The sequence below is a fragment of the Streptomyces sp. NBC_01716 genome, assembly GCF_036248275.1.
GTDB lineage: Bacteria > Actinomycetota > Actinomycetes > Streptomycetales > Streptomycetaceae > Streptomyces.
The window spans coordinates 1,226,420-1,248,348 of sequence record NZ_CP109181.1; the positions used below are offsets into that span (position 1 = coordinate 1,226,420).

The 21,929-nt window shown below is 69.9% G+C and carries 18 protein-coding genes, 1 tRNA gene and 1 pseudogene; 10 read left to right on the forward strand and 10 right to left on the reverse strand.

Annotated features, from left to right (window positions below; all coding sequences use genetic code 11):
• Positions 1-648 precede the first annotated feature (648 nt).
• The gene (locus OIE74_RS05235) at positions 649-1,632 is read left to right on the forward strand and encodes a tyrosine-type recombinase/integrase (RefSeq protein WP_329378899.1); all 984 of its coding nucleotides are present in this window, start codon (positions 649-651) and stop codon (positions 1,630-1,632) included.
• On the opposite strand, the gene OIE74_RS05240 is transcribed toward OIE74_RS05235, so the two are convergent.
• Positions 1,598-1,671 (reverse strand) — tRNA-Pro (locus OIE74_RS05240). The genes OIE74_RS05235 and OIE74_RS05240 overlap by 35 nt on opposite strands.
• Positions 1,672-1,819: 148 nt before the next feature.
• On the opposite strand from OIE74_RS05240, the gene OIE74_RS05245 reads away from it, so the two are divergent.
• From OIE74_RS05245 to OIE74_RS05260, 4 genes are all read left to right on the forward strand, one after another.
• On the forward strand, positions 1,820-2,521 hold the full coding sequence (locus OIE74_RS05245; RefSeq protein ID WP_329378901.1) for a transketolase: 702 nt from the start codon (positions 1,820-1,822) through the stop codon (positions 2,519-2,521).
• A gap of 41 nt (positions 2,522-2,562) precedes the next feature.
• Positions 2,563-3,468, forward strand: coding sequence for a transketolase family protein (locus OIE74_RS05250; RefSeq protein ID WP_329378903.1), 906 nt, complete (start codon positions 2,563-2,565; stop codon positions 3,466-3,468).
• A 137-nt stretch (positions 3,469-3,605) separates the two neighbouring features.
• Entirely contained in the window at positions 3,606-7,100 is a 3,495-nt protein-coding gene (locus OIE74_RS05255) for a ThuA domain-containing protein (RefSeq protein ID WP_443076028.1), read from the forward strand.
• A gap of 90 nt (positions 7,101-7,190) precedes the next feature.
• Positions 7,191-8,099, forward strand: coding sequence for a sugar phosphate isomerase/epimerase family protein (locus tag OIE74_RS05260; protein WP_329392169.1), 909 nt, complete (start codon positions 7,191-7,193; stop codon positions 8,097-8,099).
• A 103-nt stretch (positions 8,100-8,202) separates the two neighbouring features.
• Here OIE74_RS05260 and OIE74_RS05265 read toward each other — a convergent pair whose 3' ends face one another.
• The 4 genes from OIE74_RS05265 to OIE74_RS05280 form a co-directional block, all read right to left on the reverse strand.
• Positions 8,203-8,721 carry a GNAT family N-acetyltransferase gene (locus tag OIE74_RS05265; RefSeq protein ID WP_329378905.1) on the reverse strand — a complete coding sequence of 173 codons (519 nt, stop codon included), beginning with the start codon at positions 8,719-8,721 and terminating at the stop codon, positions 8,203-8,205.
• A 118-nt stretch (positions 8,722-8,839) separates the two neighbouring features.
• The gene (locus OIE74_RS05270; RefSeq protein ID WP_443076029.1) at positions 8,840-9,703 is read right to left on the reverse strand and encodes an ABC transporter ATP-binding protein; all 864 of its coding nucleotides are present in this window, start codon (positions 9,701-9,703) and stop codon (positions 8,840-8,842) included.
• 2 nt (positions 9,704-9,705) lie between these two features.
• On the reverse strand, positions 9,706-10,722 hold the full coding sequence (locus OIE74_RS05275) for an ABC transporter substrate-binding protein (RefSeq protein WP_329378909.1): 1,017 nt from the start codon (positions 10,720-10,722) through the stop codon (positions 9,706-9,708).
• Positions 10,723-10,751: 29 nt separating this feature from the next.
• A complete protein-coding gene (locus OIE74_RS05280; protein ID WP_329392170.1) occupies positions 10,752-11,600 on the reverse strand; it encodes an ABC transporter permease in 849 nt (282 codons plus the stop codon).
• A gap of 260 nt (positions 11,601-11,860) precedes the next feature.
• Here OIE74_RS05280 and OIE74_RS05285 point away from each other — a divergent pair, with 260 nt between their 5' ends.
• Positions 11,861-12,922 (forward strand): LacI family DNA-binding transcriptional regulator, encoded by a 1,062-nt coding sequence (locus OIE74_RS05285; RefSeq protein WP_329392171.1) that lies wholly within the window; start codon positions 11,861-11,863, stop codon positions 12,920-12,922.
• Complete coding sequence (locus OIE74_RS05290) at positions 12,919-14,079, forward strand: mandelate racemase/muconate lactonizing enzyme family protein (protein WP_329378911.1); 1,161 nt, start codon at positions 12,919-12,921, stop codon at positions 14,077-14,079. Before OIE74_RS05285 ends, OIE74_RS05290 begins: the two co-directional genes overlap by 4 nt.
• A gap of 40 nt (positions 14,080-14,119) precedes the next feature.
• On the opposite strand, the gene OIE74_RS05295 is transcribed toward OIE74_RS05290, so the two are convergent.
• The 5 genes from OIE74_RS05295 to OIE74_RS05315 all read right to left on the reverse strand — a co-directional run bounded on the left by OIE74_RS05295 (position 14,120) and on the right by OIE74_RS05315 (position 18,595).
• Entirely contained in the window at positions 14,120-14,761 is a 642-nt protein-coding gene (locus tag OIE74_RS05295; RefSeq protein WP_329378913.1) for a GTP-binding protein, read from the reverse strand.
• On the reverse strand, positions 14,739-15,110 hold the full coding sequence (locus tag OIE74_RS05300) for a DUF742 domain-containing protein (protein ID WP_443076030.1): 372 nt from the start codon (positions 15,108-15,110) through the stop codon (positions 14,739-14,741). Before OIE74_RS05300 ends, OIE74_RS05295 begins: the two co-directional genes overlap by 23 nt.
• 2 nt (positions 15,111-15,112) lie before the next feature.
• Entirely contained in the window at positions 15,113-15,550 is a 438-nt protein-coding gene (locus OIE74_RS05305; protein ID WP_329378918.1) for a roadblock/LC7 domain-containing protein, read from the reverse strand.
• Between the two features lie 6 nt (positions 15,551-15,556).
• On the reverse strand, positions 15,557-17,425 hold the full coding sequence (locus tag OIE74_RS05310; RefSeq protein ID WP_329378920.1) for a sensor histidine kinase: 1,869 nt from the start codon (positions 17,423-17,425) through the stop codon (positions 15,557-15,559).
• Between the two features lie 279 nt (positions 17,426-17,704).
• Positions 17,705-18,595 carry an SIS domain-containing protein gene (locus OIE74_RS05315; RefSeq protein WP_329378922.1) on the reverse strand — a complete coding sequence of 297 codons (891 nt, stop codon included), beginning with the start codon at positions 18,593-18,595 and terminating at the stop codon, positions 17,705-17,707.
• Positions 18,596-18,810: 215 nt separating this feature from the next.
• Between OIE74_RS05315 and OIE74_RS05320 the strand changes: the two genes are divergently transcribed.
• From OIE74_RS05320 to OIE74_RS05330, 3 genes and pseudogenes are all read left to right on the forward strand, one after another.
• On the forward strand, positions 18,811-19,356 hold the full coding sequence (locus OIE74_RS05320; protein ID WP_329378924.1) for a hypothetical protein: 546 nt from the start codon (positions 18,811-18,813) through the stop codon (positions 19,354-19,356).
• An 88-nt stretch (positions 19,357-19,444) separates the two neighbouring features.
• Positions 19,445-20,935 (forward strand): annotated as a pseudogene (locus OIE74_RS05325) (MFS transporter); the annotation flags it as partial.
• A 245-nt stretch (positions 20,936-21,180) separates the two neighbouring features.
• Positions 21,181-21,795, forward strand: coding sequence for a DsbA family oxidoreductase (locus tag OIE74_RS05330; RefSeq protein ID WP_329378928.1), 615 nt, complete (start codon positions 21,181-21,183; stop codon positions 21,793-21,795).
• Positions 21,796-21,929 lie beyond the last annotated feature (134 nt).

The following is a 21,929-nucleotide window of genomic DNA, read 5'->3' on the forward strand; positions in this document are numbered from 1 at the left end:
CCACGGCGTCTGGTGCGTGCGATCGCAAGGCGGAGGATCATCCTCGTACTGGACGTACTTGGATGACTCCGACAACGCAGCGAGCGCGCGTGCCAGGCGTCGTGGGCCAGACGGGACTTCTCAAACACGCCCTGGCCGAGCTGGCCACGGCGAGCGCCGCCCGGCCACCCCAGGGGCCCGCCGTTCGTGTCGGTCTCGGACCGCGTCGTCATGTACAGCGCCCTCGATGTCGAAGAGTGGCTGCGCAGCCGCCGAGTCGTTCCCCACCGAGAAGCCTGATGACCGACAAGGCCATTCTCCCGGTCGGCGTCTGGCTCTCCACCGATATCGAATACCGGCCCAACCGCCCTGCCCCCTACCGAGCGCGCGTCCGGTGGACCGATCCCGTCTCGAAGCGCCGTCTGTCCCTCTCCGAGGGAAAGCCCAACGAGGACGAGGCGCAGGAATGGCTCCGGGCCATCATCGAGGCTGCGGAAGCCGGACTGTCCCCTTCGCTCGCCACCATGAAGCTCGCCGAATACGGCGAAGCCAACATGGATCTCGCCCTGCGCGGACTGGAGTTGAAGACACACGACCCATACCGGGCGGGATGGCGGCAGCGCGTCGTCCCCGCTCTCGGGCATGTCCCGGTACGTATGATCACCAACGGTGCCCGTCGACCGCACCGTCCAGCAGTGGATCGCCGACGAACACAGCCGGTCAACCGTCAAGAACACCATCGCCGTCCTGGTCCGCGTCATGGAACAGGCCGTCCGGGACGGCCTCATCAAGGTCAACCCCGCCCGCGTCACCGGCTGGCAGAAGCTCTACAAGCAAGCGGAAGACGAACTTCTCGACCCGCGCGCGCTGGCTCTCCCCAACTGGGAAACGCTCGTGCAGCTGGCCGAGGCGCTCGTAGCCGCGTCCCACGACCGGTACCGCGGCTGGGGAGAGGTCGCCCTCTTCGCGGCGTGCACCGCAGCCCGGATCGGCGAGGTCTCCGGATGCCGCGTCGGCGACATCGACACCACCCAGTGGATCTGGACCGTCCGGCGCCAGACCACTCCCGCGCCCGGCGGGCTCACCGACAAAGGCACCAAAGGAAAACGCGCCCGCAAGGTTCCCACCGTCGAGGAGATCCGCCCCCTCGTCGCCCAGCGCATCCTGTCAGCCGGCCCCGAACCCGACGCCCGCCTGTTCACCGGCCCGCGCGGCGGACGCATCTCCACCGCCGTCCTGCGCGACGCCACCCACTGGGACGACGTGGTCACCAAGCTCGGCTACGAACACCTGCGCCGCCACGACCTCCGGCACACCGGACTGACCTGGTTCGCCGACGCCGGAGTCCAGGCACACGTCCCTCCGCAGGATCGCCGGCCACGGATCACTGACAACCACCCAGCGCTACCTGCACCCCGACGTACACAAGATCACGGCCGCCGGGGCGGCGCTCTCCGCACACCTGAGCGTGTTGCGCGCACCACGCTCACTGCCGAGCCCGATCGTCGTGACCCGCTGACCTCGCTCAAGGGCGCCGGTCCCCACCTGGTCCCCAAGAATGATCAAGGGCCGGTCTCGGATTTCTCCGAAACCGGCCCTGACCTACGACTCTCACGAGTCGGGACGACAGGATTTGAACCTGCGACCCCTTGACCCCCAGTCAAGTGCGCTACCAAGCTGCGCCACGTCCCGATGCCCGTCTGACCTGGGGTTTCCCCCGATCGATCGCGCATGAGAACAATACCGCACTCCGAGCGGTGGTCACGAACCGCTTTTTCCCTTGTGCGGCCTGGGCCGGTCGCTTGACCTCAACTTAGGTTCAGGTTGCACGGTTGTCCCCATGACACCATCAGCGTCGACACCGACCTACGGCTACCAGGACCTCGACCGGCTCCTGGCGCACCTGACCGGCGACGAGAAGCACGGGCCCGCCGCGACCTCCACCCTCGATGCGATCTGGGTGCTCTACGACCGGGTGCTGAACGTCTCCCCCGCGACCGCGGACGACCCCGCGCGGGACCGTTTCCTGCTGTCGAAGGGGCACGGGCCCATGGCGTACTACGCCGTCCTCGCCGCCAAGGGCTTCTTCCCCGAGTCGCTGCTCGCCGACTTCGGCTCGTACGACTCACCCCTCGGGTACCACCCCGACCGGACGCTCGTGCCGGGCGCCGAGATCAGCAGCGGGTCGCTCGGGCACGGGCTGCCGCTCGCCGTCGGGAGCGCGCTCGGGCTGCGGGCGCAGGGGCTCGGCGGCTCCAAGGTCTGGGTGCTCATCGGCGACGCCGAGCTGGACGAGGGCAGCAACCACGAAGCCATCGCCTACGCGGGCCCCACCGGTCTCGAACAGCTGCACACGCTCGTGATCGACAACTCGTCTGCCACATACGGCTGGCCGGGCGGGATCGCGTCCCGGTTCACGGCCGCGGGCTGGTCGGCCGTGACCGTCGACGGGCGGGACCACGAGGCGCTGTACGAGGCGTTCACCGCACCCCATCCGGGCCAGGCCAGGGCGGTCGTCGCCCGCGTCGAGCCGAAGTCCTGACCACGGGTCACCGCCCCCCCTTGCCACTCGGAGGTTTTCAGATGGACACCATGCGTGAGCGCTTCGCCTCGACCGTGTCGCAGCTCCTGGACGAGGACCCGCGGCTCGCCGTCGTACTCGCCGTGATCGGCAGCGACGGCTTCCGCGAGGCGGAACGCCGGCACCCGCACCGGGTGATCGACGTGGGGATCCGCGAACAACTGCTCGTCGGCGCGGGCGGCGGGCTCGCACTCGCCGGAATGCGGCCGATCGTCCACACGTTCGCGAGCTTCCTCGTGGAACGCCCCTTCGAACAGGTGAAGTTGGACTTCGGACACCAGGGCGTGGGCGGCGTGCTGGTGAGCGCCGGGGCGTCGTACGACACTCCGTCGGCCGGTCTCACCCATATGTCGCCCGGCGACGTGGCACTGCTCGACACACTCGACGGCTGGACCGTGCAGGTGCCGGGTCACCCGGACGAGGCCGAGGCCCTGCTGCGGCAGGCCGCGAAGGGCGACGACCGGGTGTACCTACGGCTGTCGCTCCAGACCAACGACATGGCGCGGCCGGTCGACGGGGCGGGCTTCCTGACCGTACGCGAGGGCCGGCACGGCGTGGTGGTCGCCGTCGGGCCGATGCTGGACAACGTCCTCGTGGCGACGGAGGGGCTCGACACGACGGTGCTGTACGCGACGACGGTCCGCCCCTTCGACGGCGCGGCGCTGCGCCGGGCGGTCGGCGACACGGGAGCGGCGGAGGCCGTCATCGTGGAGCCGTATCTCGCCGGGACATCGACCGCATCGGCCACCGAGGCACTGGCCGACGTGCCGCACCGGGTGCTCGGGCTGGGCGTGGGCCGGCGCGAACTGCGCAAGTACGGTGAGATCACCGACCACTTGGCGGCACACGGCCTCGACCCCCGGTCGCTGAGGGAGCGGATCTCCGGCTTCCTGACGGGAGGTGCGTGACGGTACACCCAACTCCTATACCACAGTGGGCGCTTCCGACCCATTGACCCCCCGGAACCAGTGAACTTACGCTGTGCGGCGTACTAAAGAAAGCGCTTTCTTACCCTTCGTCGCCGCCACCTGCACCGGGAGCGCCCGTGAGAAGCCGTCCACCAGACCGATCCCCTCTGCGCATCGGCCGATCCCGAGGGGCACTTACGCCCTTCACCGTCGTCCTGGCACTGCTCGCTCTCGTGCTCGGACTCGGGGTCGCCTCGCCGCCTCCCGCGGAGGCGGCGCCGTACCGTGTCCTGGTCTTCTCCAAGGTCACCAACTTCGAGCACGAGTCGATCCAGGCCGGGATCGACGGCATCAAGAAGCTCGGCGCGGAGAACGGCTTCGAGGTCGAGGCGTCCGACGACGCCGGTGTCTTCACCGACGCGAGCCTCGGACGCTTCCAGGCGATCGTCTTCAACAACACCAACTCCACGCCGGAGTCGGGCGATCTGCTGGACGCGCCGCAGCGCGCCGCCCTGCAGAAGTTCGTCCGCGCCGGCGGCGGCTGGGTGGGACTCCACGCGGCGTCCGCGAGTGAACGCGACTGGGACTGGTACGAGGGGCTGACCGGCGCCATCTTCGACAAGCACCCCGCCATCCAGACCGGCCGCGTCAAGGTGCTCGACCAGGCGCACCCCTCCACCAAGGGACTTCCGGAGCTCTGGGAGCGTACGGAGGAGTGGTACAACTGGCGCACCAACCCGACGGGCAAGGTGCACACCCTCGCGCAGATCAAGGTGAACGACGGCATCACCGGGCTGGACGAGGGCGTCGACCACCCGTGGTCCTGGTGCCAGAACTACGACGGCGGACGTTCGTGGTTCACCGCCGGCGGTCATGACGCGTCCTCCTTCCAGGAGGAGAACTTCCTCAAGCACCTTCTGGGCGGCATCCAGTGGGCCGCAGGCAACAAGCCCGGCGACTGCTCGGCCACCAAGACCGGGTCGTTCAAGCGTACGCAGCTGGCGACCGACCTCTCCGACCCCTACGAGCTGGCCGTGACCCCGGACCGCCGGGTGATCTACATCCAGCGCACGGGGAAGCTCCAGGTCCTCGACCAGGCGACGATGCAGACCACCACCGCGCTGGACTTCGACTACAGCCTGAAGATGACCGAGCAGTCCGACGGGCTCATCGGGCTGACGCTCGATCCGGACTTCGCGGAGAACAACTGGCTCTATCTCCTGCACTCCGACAAGGAGAAGAAGCAGATCAACCTGTCGCGCTACACGCTGACGGGGAACACGGTCGACCCGGCGTCCGAGAAGCTCATCCTGGAGATCCCGACCGACCGCGACGAGCAGCGCGCCAACGTACACATGGCCGGCTCGCTCGCCTTCGACAAGGACGGCGACCTCTACATCGCGACCGGTGACAACACCGACCCGTTCGTCTCCGACAACTTCACGCCGATCGACGAGCGTCCGGGCCGGCAGGTGTTCGACGCGCAGCGCAGCGCGGCCAACACCAACGACCTGCGGGGCAAGGTCCTGCGGATCACCCCCGAGGACGACGGGACGTACACCGTCCCCGAGGGGAACCTCTTCGCGCCGGGCACGGAGAAGACCCGTCCCGAGGTCTACGCGATGGGGCTGCGCAACGTCTTCCGTATCACCACCGACCCGAAGACCGGGGTGCTGCTGGTCGGCGACTACGGTCCCGACTCGCGTTCGGCGGACCCGAACCGCGGGCCCGAGGGTACGGTCGAGTTCAACCGGGTCCCGAAGGCGGCGAACCTCGGCTGGCCGTACTGCATCGGCGCCAACACCCCGTTCAACGACTACGACTTCGCGACCAAGGTCTCGGGTCCGAAGTTCGACTGCGCCAAGCCGGTCAACGAGTCGCCGAACAACACAGGTCTGCGCGAACTGCCGCCGGCCGTGCCTGCGACCGTCCCGTACCAGTACTCCGGCTCGCCGCAGTTCCCCGAGGTCGGCGGCGGCGGTGCGCCGATGAGCGGTCCCGTCTACGACTACGACCCCGACAACCCCTCGCCCACCAAGTTCCCCGAGTACTTCGACTCGAAGTGGTTCGCCTTCGATCTGGGCCAGAACTGGTTCAAGACGTTCTCGGTCCAGCAGAAGGACCAGGAGTTCACCGACCCGCGCTTCCCGGACGCCAAGGCGGGGGACATCCAGTCGATCAACAAGATCTTCACCGACATGAAGTTCAACCAGCTCTTCGAGTCGGAGTTCGGACCTGACGGTTCGATGTATGTGATCGACTTCGGGGTCGGTTCGGGCGCGGGACGTACGGGCGTGATCAACCAGGGCACCGCCATCTACCGCATCGACTACACCGGTGACGGCCAGCTGCCCACGGCGAAGATCAGCGCCACGTCCGACACCGGGCCCGCGCCGCGGAGCGTGAAGTTCTCCAGCGCGGGTTCCGGACTGCCGGGGGGCAAGCCCGTCACATACGCGTGGGACTTCGACGGGGACGGCACCGTCGACTCCACGAAGGCCAACCCGACTCATATCTACGTCGACAAGGGCGTCTTCACCGCACGGCTGACGGTCACCGGTCCCGACAAGCTCTCGGCGCAGGCCGGCCAGGAGATCGTCGTGGGCAACACGCGGCCCGCGCTGACCATCCAGAAGGCCCCGGACGGCGGCATGTTCAGCCTCGGCGACACGGTCCCCTTCACCGTGAAGGTCAGGGACCCCGAGGACGGCAAGAGCGCGGAGATCGACTGCGGGCGCGTCACCGTCGAGGGGCGGCTCGGTCACGGGACCACGCTGCACCCGGTGCAGTCCAAGCAGGGCTGCGCGGGTGAGTTCACCGTCCCGACGAACGACGAGCACGCGAACCAGGATCTCTTCTTCCGCATCACCGCCAGTTACAAGGACGACGGCGGCGACGGCGCCCCCGCGCTGACGGGAACCGCCGTCTCGAATCTGAAGGCCTCCTACCGCGAGGGCGAGTTCTTCAGCGAGACCGGCGGCGACGGCGGCGGCGTCACCATCGGCGCCCGCGCCGAGGCGTCCGGCGGCAGGCGCGTGATCGAGATCGAGCACGGCGACTGGGTCGCGTTCGACCCGGTGAACCTCACGGGCGTGCAGTCCGTGACGGTCGGCGCGTCGTCGGGCGGTACGGGCGGGACCATCGAGTTCCGCAACGGCTCGCCGACCGGCCCGCTGATGGGCTCGGTCACCGTCCCGAACACCGGCAACTGGACCAACTTCATCTCGCCGACCACAGCGCTCAGGCCGGTCGGCGGCACGGTGAAGATGTACGTGGTCTTCAGCAACCCCGACTGGAAGCCGGACGGCCAGGACGTGCTGTCTCTGGACTGGCTGCGCTTCAACGGCCGCGGGGTCGAGAAGAAGCCGGGCACCGGTGTCACGGTCAACACGACCAAGGAGGAGGGCAACGCACCGCTCGCGGTCCAGCTGACCAGCACGGTGAAGCTCGCCGATGACCGGTCCGTCGCCTCGTACAGCTGGAACTTCGGCGACAACAGCAAGCCCACCGGCGAGCAGGGTGCGAGCGCGACCCACACCTACACACGGCCGGGCGCGTACACGGCGCATCTGACGGTCACGGACGACAAGGGCGACACGACGACCGGCGCCGTCGAGATCACCGCGCGCTGACCCGGAGCAGTGGGCCGGGGCAGTGGGCCGGCGCAGTGAGTCGCAGCAACACGAGCCGCATTCGAGCGAGTTGAGAGAGGTCACGTGAGCGTGAACGGAACACGAAGAGCGTTCCTGGGTACGGCGGCGGTGGGACTGGCCGCGGTGGGACTGGCGTCGACGGCGACGACCGCGTACGCGTCGGAGTCCGGCCGGGGCCACGGGCACGGACATGGGCACGGACATGGCCACGGCCGGCCCAAGCGCAAGATCCCGCGTTCGGGCATCGGTATGCACCTCTACACGATGCGCTCCATCCTCGAAACGGACTTCGAGGGGACGCTGGAGCAGCTGGCGGACATCGGTTACGCGACGGTCGGCGTCAGCGGACGGTTCGGCCGCAACGCCGCGCAGATCCGCCAGGTGCTGGACGACGTCGGCCTCAAGGCGGTGCTGGAGCACGTCGGTTACGGCATCGTGGCGGGCACCGGTCTCCAGCAGGCCATCGCGGACGTCCACACGCTGGGCGGCGAGTGGGTCGTCGTACCGAGCCTGCCGGGCGAGATGCACACCCCCGCCGGCTACCGCGAGGCGGCGGCGGCGATGAACAGGGCGGGCCGCGTGGCACGTGAGTCGGGTCTGGGCCCGGTTCTCTTCCACAACCACGACGCGGACCACAAGGTGGTCGACGGCGAGGTCCTGTACGACATCCTGCTCAACGAGACCGACCCCGAGTATGTCGGCTTCGAACTGGACCTCTACTGGGCCGCGAAGGGCGGGGCGGATCCGCGCCGGCTGTTCGTGGAGGAGGGCCCGCGCTTCCCGGCGCTGCACGTCAAGGACATGGCCCCGAACGGCGACTTCGCGGACGTCGGCTCAGGCGTCCTGGACTTCGCCGAGATGTTCGAGACGGCGCGCCGGGGCGGCGTACGGCAGTGGCTGGTCGAGCACGACTCGCCGAAGGACCCGATCGCCACGGCCCGCAACAGCTACCGCCACCTGTCGAGGCTGCGGTACTGAGGCAGCCCCGTACGACCGGGGTAACCCCCGTACGAGCACCGCACCCCCCGTCGGGCCTCACGGCCGGGCGGGGGGTGCGGTGCTCTCAGGGGGCGCAGGCGGGTCAGCGGGGAGCCGCGTAACAGTGGACCTGGACGGTCTGGTCCGGCCCCCACCGCTGCTCGCCCGTCGCCATCAGCGTCCATCCCTGGCGTTCGTACAGAGCCGCGGCGGAGCGGTCGGAGGTCACCACGTCCAGCACCGGATGCAGCCCATGCCCGCGGGCCTCCCGGACCGCCTCGGCCAGCAGCAGCGCCCCGATCCCCTGGCCCCGGGCTTTCGGCGAGACGTACAGCCGGCTCACCACCGCCGTCTCCTCCGGGCTCGTGCCGGTGCGACCGCTCCAGAGATCGGGCGCGGCATCGCCGGGGCGGGCGCGGGACAGGCACAGGTGACCGGCGATCCGGCCGTCGAGCAGTGCCACCCACGCGGCGAGCGACTCGGGCGGCGCGAGCCAACCCGGGGGGTCCTGAGGCCAGTTGACGGGATATCCGTCGCTCTGGTGGACCTCGGCGAGCACGCGGACACACGCGTCGAGATCGGCGGCGTCGCGGTGCCTCACAGAGATACGTTCTTCGCTCACCGGGGAAGCCAATCACAGCGCCTGCCTGCGGACACCCGGATATCCGGGGGCGACGGGAACGGGCGGGGGCCGGCACGTCGCCAAGTCGTGCCGCCCCCCACCCGGTTCATGGGACCGGTCAGTCCTCGGCCGACGCCGCCCCCAGCAGCTCCCGGATGTGCGTGGTCGCCTCGCGGAACTCCGGCCTGGCCAGGGTCTCCACGTAGTCCCGCTCCGCCGGCAGCCCCACGTCGATGACCTCGGTGATGGTGCCCGGCCGCGGGCTCATCACCACGACCCGGTTCGCCAGATAGACGGCCTCCGAGATGGAGTGCGTGACCAGCAGTACGGTCGTGCCGGTCTCCCGCCAGATGCGGTTGAGCTCCATGTTCATCTGCTCGCGCGTCAGCGCGTCGAGCGCGCCGAACGGCTCGTCCATCAAGAGCACCGGCGGCTGGTGCAGCAGCGCCCGGCACAGGGCCACCCGCTGCTGCATCCCGCCGGACAGCTCGTGCGGATAGGCGTCCTCGAAGCCTCCGAGGCCGGTCATCCGGATGAGTTCGTCCGCGCGGTCGCGCGCCACCACGTTAGGCATCCGGCGCACCTCGGCCTGGAGCAGGATGTTGCGCCGCGCGGTGCGCCACTCCAGCAGGGCGGCCCGCTGGAAGACGTAACCGATGTCGGGCCGTGGCCCGTCGACCTGCTCACCGTGCAGCCGTACGTCACCGGCGGACGCCTTCAGCAGGCCGGCGACCAGCTTGAGCAGTGTCGACTTGCCGCAGCCCGAGGGGCCGACGATCGCCACGAACTCGCCCATCGGCACATCGAGCGACACGTCCCGCAGGGCGGTGACGTCGCGGTCCTTCGTACGGAAGCGGACAGCGACATCGGCCAGCGAGACCGCCGCCGTGCCGTCGGCGCCCGCGCCGTCCTTCGGTCCGTCGTCCTTGCTGAGACTGGTCTTGCTCACGCCATGCTCCCGGAGAGTCGCTTCCCTGGGCATCGTCATCCCTTCAGTGCCGAACTGTCCCAGTAGTCCGAGGGAGCCTTCGGGTTCTTCACGAGACCGGCCTCGGCGAAGACGTCGATGGTCGCCTGCCAGTCGGCCTCGGTGTTGAGCCCGGGAGCCTTGCCCTGGGTGGACTCGGTGTGCAGCAGCGTCATCGTCGTCGCGAACTGCTCGGTCAGTACGGCCTTCGGCGGCAGCTGCTCCGACGCGCCCTCCATGGCGGCGACGGCGGGCTCCGGCGCCTTCTCGGCCGCGGCCCACGCCTCGCTGACCGCCGCGGTCATGCGCTTGGTGAGGTCGGCGTCCGACTGAAGGATCTTCTGGCCGGCGATCAGACCGTTGGAGTAGAAGTTGAGCCCGTTCTCCGAGAAGCGCAGGTACTCGACGTCCTTCTTGGCCTTGTCCGCCATGGTCGGGCCCTGGTCGCTCGCGTAGCCGAGCAGCGCGTCCGTCTTGCCGGAGATCACCGCGGCGATCTTGCCCGCCGGGTCGGTGTTCTGGATCTTGACGTCCGACAGCTTGAGGTTGTTCTTCTCCAGGAAGATCGGGAACGTCTTGGTGAGCGCGTCACCGGCCGTGCCCGCGACCGTCTTGCCCTTGATGTCGGCGGGCGTCTTGATGTTCTGGTCGCTGAAGAACTGCACGGACGACGGCGTCGTCTGGAGCATCACGCCGAGGCTCTTGACGTTGACGCCCTGGTCGACGCCGCTCAGCACGGCGGGGGTGTCCGCCCAGCCGAAGTCGGTCTGCCCGGCGGCGGTCGCCTGGACGGTCTTCTGGGAGCCCTGGCCCGCCCTGATCTCCAGGTCGATGCCGTGCTTCTCGAAGATCTTCTCCTTGACGCCGTAGTAGAACGGCGCGTGTTCGCCGTACGGGTACCAGTTGAGCGTCAGCGTCACCTTGTCGAGCTTCTTGCCCGAGTCGCTGGTGCTGGTGTCGTCGCCGTCCTCGCCGCAGGCGGTGGCGACCAGAAGAAGCGGCACGAGGCCGATCAGGAGTCTGCGGGAGTGCATGGCTGGCCCTTCTCGGAGGGGAGGTCTCATCAGAACGAGGTCGTGACGTTGTTGTCCCGGCGGCTGGCGTGCCAGGGCAGGAGCAGCTTCTCGGCGATCTCGACCAGGACGAACAGGACGACGCCGATCAGTGACATGACGAGCAGGCCCGCGAACAGCATCGGGGTGTCGAGGTTTCCGTTGGCCTGGAGGATCACATAGCCCAGCCCCTCGTTGGCCCCGACGAACTCGCCCACGACCGCGCCGGTGACCGCGAGCGTCACCGCGACCTTGAGGCCCGAGAACAGATGCGGCAGCGAGGCGGGGAAGCGGATCTTGACGAAGGTCTGCCACGGCTTCGCCCCCATCGTCGCGGACAGTTGGAGCATCTCGGGGTCGACCGCCTTGAGGCCGGTGACCATGGAGATCACCACCGGGAAGAAGGCGATGAGGACCGCGATGAGGACCTTCGGCGTGATACCGAAGCCGAGCCACACGACGAACAGCGGCGCGATGGCGATCTTCGGTACGACCTGGGCGAACAGCAGGATCGGGTAGAGGGTCTTCTCGACGGTCGACGAGTAGACCATCACGACCGCCGCGAGCACCCCGACGACGACGGCGATGAGGAAGCCGAGCAGGGTCTCGTAGGTGGTCACCCACGTGTGTTCCCAGATGTAACTGGTCTGGCCCGTCAGCACGTCCAGGGTCGCCCCGGGTGAGGGGACGAGATAGGGCTCGACCAGCTCGGCCGCGGCGATGGCCCACCACGCGACGAAGCACGCGAGCAGCAGCACGACGGGCCGCCAGCTGGTCTCGACGGCCTTGCCGAACCGCTCCCCCGCTCCTGGCCTGTTGCGTGTGGCGACTCCCGCGATCTCTTTGGTCGGTCCCGGCATGACACTCTGGCTCACAGTGAACTCCTCGGGAATCAGGAGCGGTTACTCAACGCTGTCCGATCCTCTGCTGTACCGGTTGCCGTTCTGCCGTACCGGAAGAAGCGCTTTCAGAAAGCGCTTTCTGGTAAGGTGATCGCCACGCTAATGACTGCTTGTCCGAACGGTCAATAGGTCGTCCGGAAGTTTCCGGGGCCCGCCAAGGGACCTGCCGCCACGGCAACTCGGGGGCCGACGTGAGTGAACGGGAAGCACGGGTCCATGTGACGCTCGACGTCGTGGCCCGGCGTGCGGGGGTCTCGCTGGCGACCGCGTCCAGGGCGTTGAACGGCACGACACGTGTCCGGGACGAGCTTCGTGAACGGGTGCGCGCGGCAGCGGATTTGCTCGGTTACATCCCCAACGCACATGCCCAGGCGCTCGCCAGCTCGTCGAGCAACACGGTCGGGCTGATCTGCCACGACGTGGGTGACCCGTACTTCGCCGCTATCGCCGACGGTGTGATGCGGGCTGCGGCCGAACAGGACGTTCTGGTCATGCTCGCGAGCACGTTCCGCGAACCGGCGCGGGAGATCGAGTACGTCTCCATCCTCCGCGCCCAGCGCGCCCGCGCCATCCTGCTGATCGGCTCCGGCTTCCAGGACCGCACCTGGGAACGGGCGTTGGGCGCGGAGCTGGACCCGTACATCCGCGCGGGCGGCCGGGTGGCCGTCGTCAGCCGGCACCGCAGCGTCCGCGCCGACGCCGTCCTGCCGGAGAACCGCGCGGGCGCCGCGAAGCTCGCCCGCGCGCTGCTGGCGCTCGGCCACCGGCGGTTCGCCGTGCTGAGCGGGCCGCCCGAACTCACCACCGTCGCCGACCGGTTGGCGGGCTTCCGCGAGGGCCTGGCCGAGGCGGGGATCACACTCGGCCCCGAATGTGTCGTAGAAGGCGCTTTCACCCGCGACGGCGGTTATGCGGCGGCCCGCGAACTCCTCACCCGTGCCACCCGCCCCACCTGTGTCTTCGGCGTGACCGACGTGATGGCGGTGGGAGCGCTCGCCGCTTTCCGGGAGGCAGGCATCGAGGTCCCCGGGGACATCTCGCTCGCGGGCTTCGACGACATCCCGCTCGTACGGGAGTTGACTCCCCCGCTCACCACCGTCGCCCTGCCGCTGACCGCCATGGGGCAGCATGCCATCTCGCTGGCGCTGCGCGAGCCGCGCGGGGAGCGGTCGCGGGTGCTGAGGGTGGGCGGCGAGGTGGTGCTGCGCGCCAGCACGGCGCCGCCGCCGGGCGGTGCGGGGGACGCGGGTGCGACGGTAGACGGAGGAGAGGTCACGTGAGAGACGATCTGGCCGGGCTCAGGATCGACCGCGTCGAGACGTTCGCCGTCGAACTGCCCACCCACCGCTCCTTCGGCGTCGCCGGCGGCTCCGTGGCCGTCGCCGGGAAACCGTCCGTCCGGATTTTGGTCCGGGTCGGTGCGGACGGGGCGTACGGATGGGGTGAGGCGACGCCCATCCCCGCCTGGACGTACGAGACCGCCGAGTCCATCGTGACCACGATCGACCGCTATCTGGCGCCGGCGATCATCGGCACACCCGGGTGGAATCTGGACGCCGTCGACACCGCCTTCGACCGGGCTGTCAACCGTGGCCTGACCATCGGCGCACCCCTCGCCAAGAGCGCCGTGGACGTGGCGCTGCACGATCTGCTCGGCCGGGCGGCGGGCGTGCCGCTCGGTGTTCTGTGGGGGCAGCGCCGGACCCCGAGCGTCGAGCTGGGCTGGATCGTCTCGGGCCAGTCGCCCGCCGAGGTGGGTGACAGCGTCGCCGAGGGCAGGGACGAGGGATACCGCGCCTTCAAGGTCAAGATCGGTCTGCACGACGAGGACACCGACGCGGCGGTCGTGGCCGCCGTCCGGGAACACGCCCCGGACGCGCCGCTCTGGGTCGACGCGAATCAGGCGTACACGGTTCCGGTCGCCCTGCGGATGGCCCGCCGCCTCGACGCGCTCGGGGTCACCGCCTTCGAACAGCCCCTGCCCGCCAACGACATCGCCGGGCTGCGGCGGCTGCGGGACGTCTCGGCCGTACCGGTGGCGCTCGACGAGAGCCTGCGGCATCCGAGCGATCTGGCGACCTTCGTCCGACTCGGCGCGGTCGATGTCGCGATCGCCAAGGTCCAGCGCAGCGGCGGCCTCACGCTCTCCCGGCGGCTCTGCTCGCTCGCCGAGGACTGCGGGGTCGAGCTGATGGGGTCGGGGCTCACCGAGTCGGACCTGGGACTGGCCGCCTCGCTGCATCTGTTCGCGGCGTACGGCATCACGACCCCGGTCGACCTCAACGGCCGCCAGTTCATCGGCTCGCCGTACGCGGGTGGGACCGTGCGGGTCGAGAACGGGACCGCGTGGGTGCCCGAGGGGCCGGGTCTCGGTGTGGAGGTGGACGAGTCGGTGGTACGCGAACTGGCCGTCGACGTACTGGAACACCGTGACTGACCATGCACGACGCCGAATTGACGGCCCGTCAGATGTCTGATCACGCCGCCCCGTCGTCCGGGCCGATACCGCTCGGCACGGGGGTGCCGGGCACATCGTCCACCGGGACGGCGGTGAGCAGGTGCTGGACGAGTGTGACGAGCGTGCGGATGCCGGAGCTGGCGATGCGCGCGTCGCATATCACCACCGGCACGTCCGGCCTGAGGTCGATGGCCGCCCGGACCTCCTCGGGGTCGTAACGGAAGCCGCCGTCGAACTCGTTGACGGCGACGACGAATCCGATGCCGCGCTGCTCGAAGAAGTCCACGGCGGAGAAGGAGTTCTCCAGCCGTCTGGTGTCGGCGAGGACGATCGCGCCGAGGGCGCCCTGGGAGAGCTCGTCCCACATGAACCAGAACCGTTCCTGGCCGGGGGTGCCGAAGAGGTAGAGCACATGGCGCTCGTCGAGGGTTATCCGGCCGAAGTCCATCGCGACGGTGGTCGATCTCTTCAGCTCGACTCCCGTCAGATCGTCCGTCTCGGCCCCGACCTGCGTCAGCAGCTCCTCGGTGTTCAGCGGTGCGATCTCGCTGACCGATCCCACGAATGTCGTCTTGCCCACGCCGAAGCCGCCGGCCACCAGGACCTTGAGCGCGGTCGGGAAGGGGGTGGGAAAGCAGTCAGAGCTGTCGTCGTAGGCCATCGAGTACTGCCTCCAGAAGGGCACAGTCGCTGGGATTGTCGAAGTTGTGCGGCGGCCGGACGGTGACCGCGCCGCTGTCCATGAGGTCGGAGAGCAGGATCTTCGTCACGACGGCGGGCAGCCGCAGATGTCCGGCGATCTCCGCGACCGAGGTCGGCCCCTGGCAGAGGCCGAGCGCCTCGCTGTGCTCGGGGCCGAAGTACCTGTCGCTCGCCGCCCCCGTGGCCATGACCAGCGACAACAGATCCAGCGCGGCCGTCGGGCGGGTGCGGCCCCCGCTGACCGTGTATGGGCGGATGAGCCGGCCCGCCGCGTCGTCCAGCCACGGCCCGTCCGTGGGGACCGTCACGCTCACTGTCCCGTGACGCTCGATGTCGTGCCGACCGCCTGCCTGACCGGCGTCGCCAGATACGGCCGGACGCTCTTCACGAACATCGCCATCTCGTAGCCGAGGACCGCCGCGTCCGCCTCGCGTCCGGCCAGCACGGCGAGACAGGTGCCGGAGCCCGCCGTCGAGACGAAGAGCAGGGTGGAGTCCAGCTCCACCACCACCTGGCGTACCTCGCCGGCGTCGCCGAAGCGCGCGCCCGCGCTGCGCCCCAGTGAGTAGAGGCCGGAGGCGAGAGCGGCCATGTGGTCGGCGCTGTCGGGATCGAGGCCGTGGACTGATCTGACGAGTCCGTCGGAGGAGAGGAGTACCGCGCTGCGGGTGTACGACACCCGTTGGACCAGGCCGCTCAGCAGCCAGTCGAGGTCGGAGACATGGCCTGTCGGCCCATCGCTCACCATGGTGATCTACTCCTTGTGGGGATTGTCTCGGTCTTGGCGGTGCGGATCCGGAAGTTCCGTCACGGGGGTGGGAGTTGGGCCGGAGGCCGGGGCGGGATCGGGGCGGGGATCCCCGGCGGGCTGGGCCTCGGCGAGGCCGATACCGCGCTGGAAGGCGGCCATCAGACCGGGGTCGTGCAGGGTCGGTACACCGTCGCCGGGTGGGGCGGGCGCGTCCCTCAACTGCGGGACCAGGTGCTCCTGGCTGCGGCGCCTGGGCAGTTGGGGCCGGTCCATGGTGCCGCGCACGACGCCGGGGGCGGGGAGGTCCGACGGCGGGCCGGGGAATGACGAGTCGGGCGGTGCGGGGTCGGGGGCCTGCCGGAACTCGGGCGGGAGCGGGCCGGGACGCGCGCCGGCCGGTGTGGGGCGCGCGCCGTTCTCGCCGCGTACGGGCAACGGCCCTCCGCCGGACGTCCGCCGGTGCGACGTGCGCCGGCTCTCCGTGACGGGGCGCAGCTCCGTCTCGTACACCTGCTTGGGTACGGGCGCGGGCGCCGGGACCGGGGCGGGGACGGATGTCGGCGGCACGGGCTGCGGCGCTGTCCGAGCCGGTCCGGCCGTCTGCTGTCCGTCCGGGTCCGCGCCCAACAGGCCCTGCGGCAGGACAAGTACGGCCTGGACACCGCCGTAGATGTTGGCGTGCAGGCGAACCGCGATGCCATGCCGTCGGGCGAGGGCGGACACCACGAACAGCCCGATCCGGCCGTCCTGGAGCAGATGGGCGACATTGACCTGGTCGGGATCGGCGAGCAGGGTGTTCATCCGTTTCTGCTCGTCGGCGGGCATGCCGAGCCCGCGGTCCTCCACCTCGATGGCCAGCCCGGCGGTGACCGGCTGGGCCCGGAGGAGGACCTCGGTCTGCGGCGGGGAGAACACCGTGGCGTTCTCGACCAGTTCGGCCAGCAGATGGACGACGTCGGCGACGGCGTGGCCGCGCAGGGTGCCGTTGACCGGCGGCACGAGTTTGACGCGCGGGTACTGCTCCACCTCGGCGACCGCCGAGCGCAGCACCTCGGTCAGGGTGACCGGGCGGCTCCACTGGCGGCGGGAGACGGCGCCGCCGAGTACGGCGAGGTTCTCGGCGTGCCTGCGGATGCGGGTGGCGAGATGGTCGACCTGGAAGAGACCTTTCAGCAGGTCCGGGTCCTCGACCTTGTTCTCCAGGTCGTCCAGGACTTCGATCTCCCGGTGGACGAGTGACTGGAGTCTGCGGGCGAGGTTGACGAAGACCTCGACCTTCTGTTCGTTGCCGACGCTGCTCGACAGCCGGGACGCCTGGACGACGGCGGCGACGGCGGCGTCCTGGGAGCGTCCCAGTTCCTGGGCGAGCAGGGCGAGTTCGTCGCCGACGGGCGCCTTCACCCCGGGGGTTCGGCGCGGCGGGGGGCCCTCGCCCCGGCGGAGCTGTTCGACGACGCCGCGCAGGTCGGCCTGGGCGCGGGCGCTCGACCGGCGCAGCGCGTGGCAGCGGTCGATCACGGACCTGGCCGCGCGGTCGGCGCCGATGACGGCGGCTGTGGCCGCGACGACGCCGGAGAGCACCGTGCCGCCGACGGCCGCCCAGATCTCGGGGGTCGGCCGTACGCCGCCGGAGCGCACGGTGACGAGCACGGCGAGCAGGCCGCTGAGTGAGGCGATGACGGTCGGCGCCAGAGCGGCGCGCAGGAGTTGAGGGTGTATACGTCGTTCGGGTGACCCCGGCGCGTCCGGCCCGGGAGGCGGCGCGCCCTTGGCCGGTGACGGCTTGGCGGAGGGCGCGCGGCTGCCCGGCCGGCCGTGCCGTCCGCCTTCTCGGCGTTCGGGTCGCGCGGTGGGTGCGCGAAGTTGAGACATCGGTGTCCTCGGTACGTGGGGCCCCAGGCATTCGGTGTTCTGCGAAGTGAACGATGCCCAGCGTTGATCGCCGAGCACACACGGTAGTTGGCGAATAGTCAGTCGCGGCGGACAGTTGACGAACTTGCCCACAGAGCATCCCGCTCTGGTATGAGCCATCGCACAACAGTACGAAACAGTGCAATCGCCTTGAGGGCCGGAGCAGTTGCCCACGTCTCCGGCACTCGTCCGCCCGGCGCCCGGCGCCCTACGGCCGCCCCGGGGCTCCCCGCCGCCGTACTACTCGGCGGCGAGGATCACCGAGCGCGTGAGGTGGCGCGGCCGGTCGGGATCGAGACCCCGCGCGTCCGCGAGGGCGAGGGCGAGGCGCTGGATCCGTACGAGTTCGGCCAGCGGGTCGAGTTCACCGGCCACCCACAGGCCGCCGGTCGCGCCGACCTGCTCGGCGAGACCCTCGGGCGCGGGGCCGAGCAGCCAGGTCGCCGTGCCCTCGGTGGTGATGCTGATGGGGCCGTGCCGGTACTCCATCGCGGGGTACGACTCCGTCCAGGCGAGCGCGGCCTCCCGCATCTTGAGCGCGCCCTCGTTGGCCAGTCCGACGGTCCAGCCCTGTCCGAGAAAGGTGAACTGCGAGCAGTCGGTGACCCCTTCGGGCAGCGGCTCGGCGACGGCCCGCTCGCCGTCGGCGACCACGGACGCCGTGTGCAGGCCGAGATGGGCGCGGAGCAGAGTGAGGGCCGTGGTGGCGAACCGGGTCTGCACGACGGACCGTTCGTCGGCGAAGTCCAGCACGACCAGGTCGTCGGCGGCCGAGCGGATGGGCGTCTCGGGGTCTGCGGTGATCGCCGTCGTACGGGCCGTGCCACGGGCGGCGGCCAGCAGTTGGAGGACCTCGGTGGTGGTGCCCGACCGGGTGAGCGCCACGATGCGGTCGTAACGGCGGCCGGCCGGGAACTCGGAGGCGGCGAACGCGTCGGTCTCGCCCTGACCCGCGCCCTCGCGCAGCGCCGCGTACGCCTGCGCCATGTAGTACGAGGTGCCGCAGCCGACGACCGCCGTGCGCTCACCGGCCTCGGGCAGCCGGCCCGAGCCGCGCAGGCCGTCGGCGAGCTCCGCCGCCCGGCTCCAGTTCGCGGGCTGGCTGGCAAGTTCCGTCTCGACAAACGTCACGTCGGCTCTCCACTCTCGATCTCCGCAGCGGACATGCTTGTTCATGCATGCTAAGTGAGCCTTTCGAGCACCCAAGTGAGCGTCGACACCGCACTTGCCGCGCAGCCCATCGGCTACTGGAGTGGAGCCGCGAACAGAGCGATCAGCACGCACATCCGTGAGGCGATGGCCCGCCTCCAAAGGAGCTGGCCGCCTCCGCCGACCTGCTCGGCGGTGTGGTTACACACCCGGGTCTGTCCGGCTCGTTCAGCCAGGACCTGACGCCCGGCACGTATCTGCTCTTCGAGTACTTCGACCTGGAGAACGCTCCCGCGCCCCGCTACCGCTGGCTGACCGTCAGCGGCGCGCCGAGCGGCACGCACCCGACGCCCACCGCGACCCTGGTCTCGGAGCGCGTCGCGGGTGCTCCCCGCTTCACGCTGTCGGGCACGGTGCGGGCCGGGCGCCCGCTGAAGTTCGTGAACACGCTGCCGCAGGAGAACGAGGCGGTCTTCTTCCCGCTGGCCGCCGACGTGACCGGGTCCGACCTCACGTCGTACTTCGACACGTTCGGTCCCAACGGTGAATGGCCCGCCGACCCGCCGCCGTTCGACCAGTCCAAGGGTGTCGGCTCGCTGCCGCTGAACCCGCAGCGTTCCTCCGTGATCCAGATCCCCCTGACCGCCGGCCGCTATGCGGCGCTCACCTGGCTGAAGGACGCCACCGACGGCAGGACGCGACTGGTCAAGGAGGGCCAGTACAAGATCGTCGAGGTCCGCTGAGTGCCGCGCTTGACCTCAACCACACTTCAGCTTCTAACGTCCATAACAGCGGGTCAGAGGCCTGCGGCCGACCAGACAGGGGAACTTCATGACGACGACCGCCGCGCCTCGCGCGGGCCGGAAGGAGTGGATCGGGCTGGCCGTACTGGCCATGCCGACGCTGCTCATCGCGATGGACATGACCGTCCTGCACCTCGCGGTCCCTTCACTGACAGCGGACTTGGGGCCCAGCACGTCGCAACTGCTGTGGATCATGGACATCTACGGATTCCTGGTCGCCGGCCTGCTCATCACCATGGGCACCCTCGGTGACCGGATCGGGCGGCGCAAGCTGCTGATGTCCGGCGCCGCCGCCTTCGGCATCGCCTCGGCACTCGCCGCGTTCTCCAACAGCGCCGAGATGCTGATCGTGACCCGGGCACTGCTCGGTGTCGCGGGCGCGACCCTGATGCCCTCGACGCTGTCCCTGATCCGCAACATGTTCCACGACGCCGCGCAGCGCACCGTCGCCATCAGTGTGTGGATGACCTGCTTCGCGGTGGGTGGCGCCCTCGGACCGCTGCTCGGCGGATTCCTGCTGGACTACTTCTGGTGGGGCTCGGCTTTCCTGATCGGCGTCCCCGTCATGGTGATCCTGCTCGTACTCGGTCCCGTTCTGCTGCCGGAGCACCGTGACGAGCAGGCGGGCAGGCTGGACTTCGGCAGCGCGGTGATGTCGCTGGTCGCCGTCCTGTCCGTGGTCTACGGCCTCAAACTGGTCGCCGAGGACGGCTTCGGTCTTCAGCCGGTCGCCTTCGTACTGCTGGGTCTGGCCGTCGGGTACGCCTTCGTCCGCCGCCAGCGCTCGCTCGCCGACCCGCTGCTCGACCTCAAGCTCTTCCGGGAGCGCACCTTCAGCGCCTCGGCGGGTCTGCTCACCATCGGCATTCTGGTGATGGCGGGTTCGCAGCTCTTCACGCTCCAGTACCTCCAGCTCGTACACGGACTCTCCCCGCTGTCCGCCGGCTTCTGGTCGCTGCCCAACGCGGCCGGTCTGATGGTCGGTGCCATGTCGGCCCCGGCACTCGCGGCGAAGATCCGTCCCGGTTACGTCATCGCGGGCGGCCTGGTCGTCGCGGCGATCGGACTGGGAATGCTCACGCTGGTCAGCGCGACCGCCGGGCTCGGCATCCTGGTGACGGCGTCGGCGATCATGGGTGCCGGTCTGGGCCCGATGGCCTCCCTCAGCACGGACCTGGTGGTCGGCGCGGCTCCGGCGGAGCGCGCCGGTGCGGCATCGGCCATCTCCGAGACGGGCACCGAGCTGGGCTCGGGACTGGGCATCGCGGTCCTCGGCAGCATCGGCTTCGGCGTCTACCGCGGCGAGATCGAGAGCACCATGCCGGCGGGCGTCGACTCCGAGGCGGCGCACGAGTCGCTCGGTGGCGCGGTGGCGGCGGCCGAGGAGCTCGGCGGCAGGGCGGGCGACGAACTGCTCACCGTCGCCCGGGAGGCGTTCACGTACGGCATGCACGTGACGGCCGTCGTCGGCGCGGCTGTCGCGCTCGTCCTGGCACTGCTGGCATCGGTGCTGCTGCGCGACGTCAAGCCGGGCGCGGGCGGTCACGACGAGCCGGCGGACGACCGCCCCGCAGGGCGAGGCGTCGAAGAGCGGGACGACGCTCGGAAGCGGCATCTGAACCACCTGGTCAGGGCGGGCGCCGGGGAGTCAGCTCCCCGGCGCATCGCCGGGACCGCCCGGTGTCGTACGAAGCACGTCACCGGAGCACAGCCATACGAACGGCCGGCCCCGTCCGGCCACGAAGAGAACGGGAGGCTCGCCCCATGGAGCAGTCGGAAGACAGGACCGCCACCGTCGAGTTCGTGCTGGACGTGATCTGCGCGGCGTCCTACATCGCGTACGTCCGCCTGGAGCGCGCGATCGAGCGGGTGCGGGCCGACGGAGGCAAGGTCGATGTGGTCTTCCGTCCCTTCCAGCTCGCCCCGGACGCGGCCTTCGACGGAGAGCCGCTGCTGGAGGTGCTCGCCGGGATGTTCGGCAGTCATGTGGTGGCGGAGACCCGGCAGGCCGCGGCGGACGCGGTGCAGGACGGCGTAACGCTGGACTACGGCCGGGCGGTGGCCGCCGACACCTTCGAGGCGCACCGGCTGATCCGGTCGGCGGCGTCGCGCGGACTGGGCGAGGCCGCGGTCGAGCGGCTGTTCCGGGCGCACTTCACCGACGGTCTGAACATCGCGGACCCGGCGACGCTGGAGCGACTGGCGGCCGAGATCGGGGTCGACACCAACGACGCCCCCGCGGGCCAACTCCGCAACGATCTGGCCCGTGTCCGGGCGGCCGGCATCCGTTCGGTTCCGCAGATCTCCTTCGACGGCGGCCGACCGCTGTCGGGCACGCAGTCGGAGACGACGTACGCGAAGGCCCTCCAGGCGGCCTAAGGCATATCGGCAAGGCACGGCATCTGATCCCGATACTCACGGCTGAGCCCGCACGGCCCGCCCAATCCCCCGCAGCGAGCCCTGAGTTGGCCGGCCGTGTGCCGCCGGGGCGCCCACGCGTCCCGGCGGTTCTC